Annotated in this window: 4 protein-coding genes; all 4 read right to left on the reverse strand. The window is 38.6% G+C overall.

Features of this window, described 5'->3' with window-relative positions; all coding sequences use genetic code 11:
• Positions 1-74: 74 nt before the first annotated feature.
• Entirely contained in the window at positions 75-1,577 is a 1,503-nt protein-coding gene (locus tag NBH15_RS16195) for a RagB/SusD family nutrient uptake outer membrane protein (RefSeq protein WP_128133997.1), read from the reverse strand.
• Between the two features lie 134 nt (positions 1,578-1,711).
• Complete coding sequence (locus NBH15_RS16200; RefSeq protein WP_250823064.1) at positions 1,712-4,711, reverse strand: SusC/RagA family TonB-linked outer membrane protein; 3,000 nt, start codon at positions 4,709-4,711, stop codon at positions 1,712-1,714.
• 511 nt (positions 4,712-5,222) lie between these two features.
• Positions 5,223-6,230: a FecR family protein gene (locus NBH15_RS16205; protein ID WP_244050362.1), complete on the reverse strand. Its 1,008-nt coding sequence runs from the start codon at positions 6,228-6,230 to the stop codon at positions 5,223-5,225.
• An 85-nt stretch (positions 6,231-6,315) separates the two neighbouring features.
• The gene (locus tag NBH15_RS16210; protein ID WP_250823065.1) at positions 6,316-6,669 is read right to left on the reverse strand and encodes an RNA polymerase sigma factor; all 354 of its coding nucleotides are present in this window, start codon (positions 6,667-6,669) and stop codon (positions 6,316-6,318) included.
• Positions 6,670-6,787 lie beyond the last annotated feature (118 nt).

Genomic DNA, 6,787 nt, shown 5'->3' on the forward strand with positions numbered 1-6,787 from the left:
ATTTGTTTTGTATTATAGACTTCAATAATAAAATTTTGTACTCAATTTATATTTGAGAATTTTATTATTATGAGTTAGTCATCATATCCCGGGTTTTGTTTTACCATGGGTTCTTTACTCAACAAATCATCACTTATAGGGAATAATTTCAGATAATCTTTTCCTTTCTTATTCTGAAGAGACGGAACTAAATCGAACGCTTTGTCAAAACGTAATAAATCCCACCATCTTTTACATTCAAAGGCAAACTCCAACAAGCGTTCTTTCAGAATCACTTCATCATTATATTCTTTTGAACCGCTGACAAAAATATGTTTGTCAAAATTCTCTCCATAAGCTCTTTTTCTTATCTGGTTAATTTCATCGGAAGGATCCATACCCAGAGCATTTTTCGCTTCCGCCATCATCAACAAGACATCTGCATACCGATAAAGAATAACATGGCTCATAAAGTATCTGTGCCCGGCTTCAACCAATCCTTTACCCTTCATACACACGCTTTGATAATATGCCCGGTTACCGTCCTCATCATAGGTATATATTTCATATAACGTGCCAGCCTTTCGGGTATCATCGGGATCATAAGAATCGATCAGTAATTTCGTCGGGGCAGTAAGTGACTGTCCACCACCTGTTGGGAAAATCGTGTTTTTCGTTTCCTCATCAATATTCCCCGGAACGCCAGCCTGAATGATCCAGGTATGCCAATAAAAGTTATGATTTCTCTCGTCCTTCTGATAATGAGCACAAAACAGAAGTTCTGAGTTGAACTTATTACCAACATCAAATATTTTACTGAAATCAGCAATCAAATCAACTCCCGGTTGTTTAACTTCCTTCAAAGCATTCAAAGCAATTGTGAAATCCTTTTCCCCTCCATTCAGCCGTTTTCCCGTCCAAAGATAAACATCACCTTTTAAAGCATTTGCCGCAGGTTTATTCCAATAGATTCTTCCGCTGGCAGGCGCACCGCTATTAGGATGGTCGGCAAACAGTTCAATCGATTTATCAATATCACTTTTGATAAGTGTAAATATTTCTCCGACAGATGATCTCTCTTTATAAAGCACTTTAGGGTCTGTTCCCTCTACCGGTTCAGTACGAATAATCAAGTCTCCCCAGGAACGAGCCATTACATAATATGCATAAGCTCTCATCACATAAGCTTGTGCCAAATAATAGTTTTTATCTGCTTGGGAGTTAAAATTGATGCCATCCGCATATTTAATAATCAAGTTACACGAATTTATCAACGAATAGAAGGGTTTCCAAGAGGCTCCAACCGTTGCGGAAGTAAGCGTATTATTAAAATAAATATCATATCCACCGCTACTGCCTGCTGCATTCAAACCGGATGTTTCGGCACGGGATTCGCCCAATAAAAACAATTCTTCGTCAACCTCTCTCAAGTAGGTATACATTCCCTGAATTGCAGCCTTGACATCTTCTTCTGTTTTCCAAAATGAATTGCCACTGATAACACTTGGTAGTTCTACATCCAGCACATCACAACTTACTAATGAAGTAAACAAGACGGCTATTATTGCGTTTCTAATTATTCTGATTCTATTTTTCATAACGTCATGTTTTTAAAATGTAAGATTAGCTGAAAAAGTCACGTTTCTAGGCATTGCATAGCGTCCGTCGTCGGTTCCACCATCCTCGGGATTCAAGCCTTTATAACTCGTAATGTATAAAAGGTTACTACCTGTTACAGATACACGGACGTTACTGATTCTCGCTTTTTTAAATATTTCAGGCAAGAAAGAGTCACTTCACGGAAGCACAAGAAATTACCCTTTTCGTAATACATCGATCCAGGTCTTGCCCCCGTTGCATTACACTGTGTAAAATTACCTCTGTAGAAGCGAGGATAATCCGTCACATCTCCTTGCTGTTTCCAGGAATATTTTACAACATCTTGCGTCATATTGTTGTCTCCGAACAAACTGTAATCCAAAAACATCCTCGCCCAATTATAAATCGTATGTCCGGCTGTATAGTCTGCCCTTACATAGAAGTCGAAACCGCTGAACGACAAATTACTGGAAACACCACCCGTCCATTTCGGATATTGATTTCCCACATATATCCGGTCTTTCGAATCGATCTTACCGTCACCGTCTGCATCCAACCAATTTACATCACCTCCGAACTTTGTTCTGTCTTCAATAGTTATAAGCATGTCTTGCGGAGCTTTGGCAGCCTCTTCATCGGTTGAATAAACACCTAATTGTTTATATCCGAACATATCCCCCATAGTTCCTCCTTCCTGCAAGCCACCTTGCCAGGTATGTTGATTTTTTGATGCATCCCATACATATTCACCTCCGATACGATTGTTTTCCACACCATTTTCCGGTAACTCCAAAATCTTGTTCTTTACTCTCGATGCATTAAACCCGATCGTCCAACTGCCATCTTTCCCAAAACGGAGTACTTCGGCATTGATTTCCAGTTCTACACCTTTATTTTCGAGGCTTCCCAAATTAGTATAAACATCCCCCAGACCTGTAGATGGCGGTAACGTAAACATTGTAATCAAATGATCGGTCTTCCTTCTAAAATAATCAGCCGTAATATTCAGTCGGCTATTCAAGAATTTAAAATCACCACCGATGTCGAATGTCTTCGAACGTTCCCATTTCACATCATCATTTGCCGGGTAACTGATACGGATAGCGGGATTTCCAAAAAATGTTTGTCCCACACTATAATTACCGTCGGCAGCCCAATCGGCAAGTCCGTTGATATTACCGTTCACACCATAGCTGGCACGCAATTTGGCCTTCACGATTTTCTTCAATCCGTCCGGGTAGAAATTCTCCTGATCAATATGCCAACCTCCCGAAACTCCGGGAAAGAATCCATATCTATTATTACGTCCCAAATTAGAGGCTCCATCATAACGGGCGCTAAAAGATAACAGGTATTTGTTTTTGTAATTGTAATTAATTCTACCGAAATATCCCATCATCTTATGCGTAGAACTCGAACTTGAAGCCGCAGTCCTTTCCGCAATACCGTTCACAGTCGTAATATTATCCGTAGCCCCACCTCTACCAGCAGCCGTAATTGCATCGATAATACGTTCAGTATAATTTAATCCCAGCATAGCAGAAAAATGGTGATCCTCCCAAAATGTCCTCGTATAATCCAATACGGCATCCGCCTGGTAATGAGACCATTCATTATGATTAGCAGAAGCTTCTCTTGTCTTTACCTGTTGATTCGGTCCATTCCAATATGCCGGCATAAAACGATTTTTATCCGTATTCGTTTTATACAGGGCTATTTGAGGTTTGAAGGAAAGCCCCGGTAATATCGTCCAATCCGCCCCCAGAGATAGCGTATAGTTCTCCGATTTATCCGTATATTTCGCAATTGACATGGAATATAACGGATTACTCATACCCCATTGTGAACCGGGAGCATACGAGCCATCTTCAAAATAAATCTTGGCAGTCGGAGCCAAACTGGCATTTCTATAAAACGAAACAGCAGAGTTAAAAGGCGACGTGTGAGTTCTTGTATTAGAATAATACACTCTTCCTGTAACGTTCAAATTATCCAAAACCTTTACTTCACCATTAATATTGAAAGAAAAACGATTATAATCCGTTGCACGTAAAGTACCTTCGTTTTTCAGATAACCTATACCGGCCAAGAATTTTGCCCGTTCGGAACTACCACTCACTTCTGCATGATGATTATGGGAAAAGCCGGTGCGATAAGCCAAATCCGACATTTTATTATCTTGGAATATCAACGTCTGAGAAGGATCTATGGGGTCCGGCATGCTTATCCAACCCTCATTCAGTTTATGTCTGTTCGAATCATTCAGATACTGTGTTGTGAATGCTGTTTGATTCGTTAAATTATTTCCCGTACCATAGCCTTTTGCCAGTCCTAATTCACTGGTTGCATCCGGGAATTTATCCTGCATGACCATACCTGTACGATGCAAAGTCAAATAATCTTTAGCATTCGCCATTTCATATTTTTTTCCTATAGTCGATATGGTAAAGTCATATGAATAAGAAACCGAAGCTTTACCAGCCTTAGCCGACTTAGTCGTTACAATAACAACACCGTTCGATCCTTTTGCTCCATAAATAGAAGTAGACGCAGCATCTTTCAATACTTGTATGGATTCGATGTCATTGCTTGACAAATGATTGATGTCATCACGAGTAATGCCGTCGACCACATATAAAGGAGCAGCCCCGTCCGGATTTTGAATAGAAGTACCACCACGTACAACAATACGGGGTGCCTCACCGGGTTGTCCGGAAGTACTTTGTACCCTCACACCGGAAACAGCCCCTTGCAGAGCAGATGCCAGATTACCATAAGGCACGTTTTCCAGCACTTTATTATCAACCTTTGAAACTGACGTCGTCAACAATTCACGTGATTGCGTACCATATCCGATAACGACAACTTCATCCAAAGCCTGAAGATTTTCCTTTAGAGTAATATTAAACCGGTTTTTCCCTCTAACGGATATTTCCTGACCGTCATATCCGATATAGGAAACGAGCAAACTACTATTATTGCCTACTTTGAAAGAGAATCGACCATTCATATCCGTAATAGTTCCATTGGTCGTTCCTTTCTCCGAAATATTGACACCGATAACAGGTTCGCCCCTTTCATCAACGACAACTCCGCTAACTTCTTTTTTTTCTGTTGATTTCGGAGTTTGCATGGAAGAAACAGTTATCAGAATCTTATTACCCGATATCTGATATTGAAGATGTCGTTTCGATAGAATATCAGTTAATACACTTTCTAGTGATCGTTCTTTCACTGATACTGTAACAAGGGCTTTTCCCGCAAGATCAGCATCCCGATAAGAAAAACGGTAAGTTGATTGCTTTTCTATTTCCCGAAAAAGACGAGGCAATGTGACATTCTTTAGTTTCAGGTTAACATTACCTGTTTGCGCATTCGCTGGTATAGTTGTTAAAAAGATAAAACTTAGTACAAGTAACAAGTTTGTTACACAAAAATTCGTACTTTTACGTTTTAACTTAATTAAGTGTTGAATAATATTCATAATAAAAAATTTAAAGTTGACTTTTAGTTTTTTTACTGCTATGCTATCACATAGCTTCGCGAAACTGAATTCGACGATTTATCCGGAGAGCCTGCCCGCTTTCCGGATATTTTTTCCCTTTCCTATGTTTTCATAATTCTTATTTTTTAAGGTTAACACTCTATTTATTTGTCGCAAAAAGTTGAACTTCATTCCCTTTTATTTTGTAATCAAAACCATAGTGCACTTTCAATATATCTATAACCTCTTCAATCTCTTCCTTATCAAACACACCGGTATAGGTATCCTTAACAAGTGAGGAATCCATAATTTCAAAAGAGACACCATATTTCCGCCCTATTCTCTTTAATACTGCATCCATCGGTTCCGACCTAAACACTAATTCTTTACTTACCCAGGCTGTTTCCAATACATTCGAAGTCGTTATTTTCTTCATTGTCCCCGTTTTTTTATCATAAATTACTTTCTCATTTGGAACCACATTCAGTCTCTCAAAAGGAGGACAAACAGAAAAAACAGTCACATTCCCCTCCACTAATGCCATTTCCAATATATCCTTATTTGAATAAGCATATACATTGAACGAAGTCCCTGTTACTTCAATATCCATAAATTCGGTATTCACTACAAATTTCTTTTGCACGTCTTTTTGCACATCAAAATATCCTTCACCGGAAAGAGATACACGCCGGTCTTTTTTCCCAAAATCCTGTTTATAAGAAAGTATAGATTCTGAATTAAGCTTTACAGCCGTTCCATCCGGTAAAGTAATTGAAACTCGCTCTCCTTTTCCGACTTTAACTTCCATGATCCGGTCCGCTAACTGAGTAATTTCACGGTTATCTACATATAAATAAACTGACAAACTTCCCATAATCAGAAATGCTATTGCTGCAGCAATTTGTCGCCAGTTAAATTTTCGAACTTTAGAAGCAGGCATTATATTCACCTCTTGCCGGATACGAACCAATAAACTTTGGGCATCTTCAGACGATAAACTTCCGTTATTATCCCAACTATTCCAACTATCAAACAATACAGGGAAAAGTTCCTCATCCGAATGATTATTGATTTCTTTCCTGAGTTCACGAAATTCTTCCCGACTAATTTGTTCAGTCTGATATTTCGTTAACCAATCTTTCAAATTTCTATATAATGATGTACTCATAAACTGGAAATTTCGTTCGTTTATGAGTAATATCCTGAAAGGTTAAATTTATAACATACGCTTCTGCATGCTATAAAACATATTTTCAGAAATAAATCGTGAAAAGTATAAATAAATAGGAATAGTTGGATAATTCGTTGCGCAACACTTTCAATGCGGCAGAAAGTTGGTTACGCACCACTTGCTCCGTTATAGATAGCCGGGAAGCGATTTCTGTAACGGAAAGATTATATTCCTTATTCAAAACAAATATTTCTCTTTGCCGGGGTGTCAGTTTTTGCTTGGCAACTTCCAACTCTTTTAGAAAAAGATCGAAATCATATTTAGCTTCTACGTCATCAGTCGAAATAAGTTCTTTTTTAAAGTCCAGGTAATCCTCCATCTGGGGATGATTCAACTGACGACGAAGTTCTTTCAATAAAAAATGATAGGAGATCATTACTGTCCCGTAAAAGTGGATAAATAGTTCTTTGAAATAATTGAAATATAGTCTATTAGATACTACTTTTTAGGCGCGACGATTTGAAATCATACCTTTGAGGTCAATTAAGGTGACC

Origin of the sequence: Parabacteroides caeci (assembly GCF_023656795.1) — a bacterium.
GTDB lineage: Bacteria > Bacteroidota > Bacteroidia > Bacteroidales > Tannerellaceae > Parabacteroides > Parabacteroides segnis.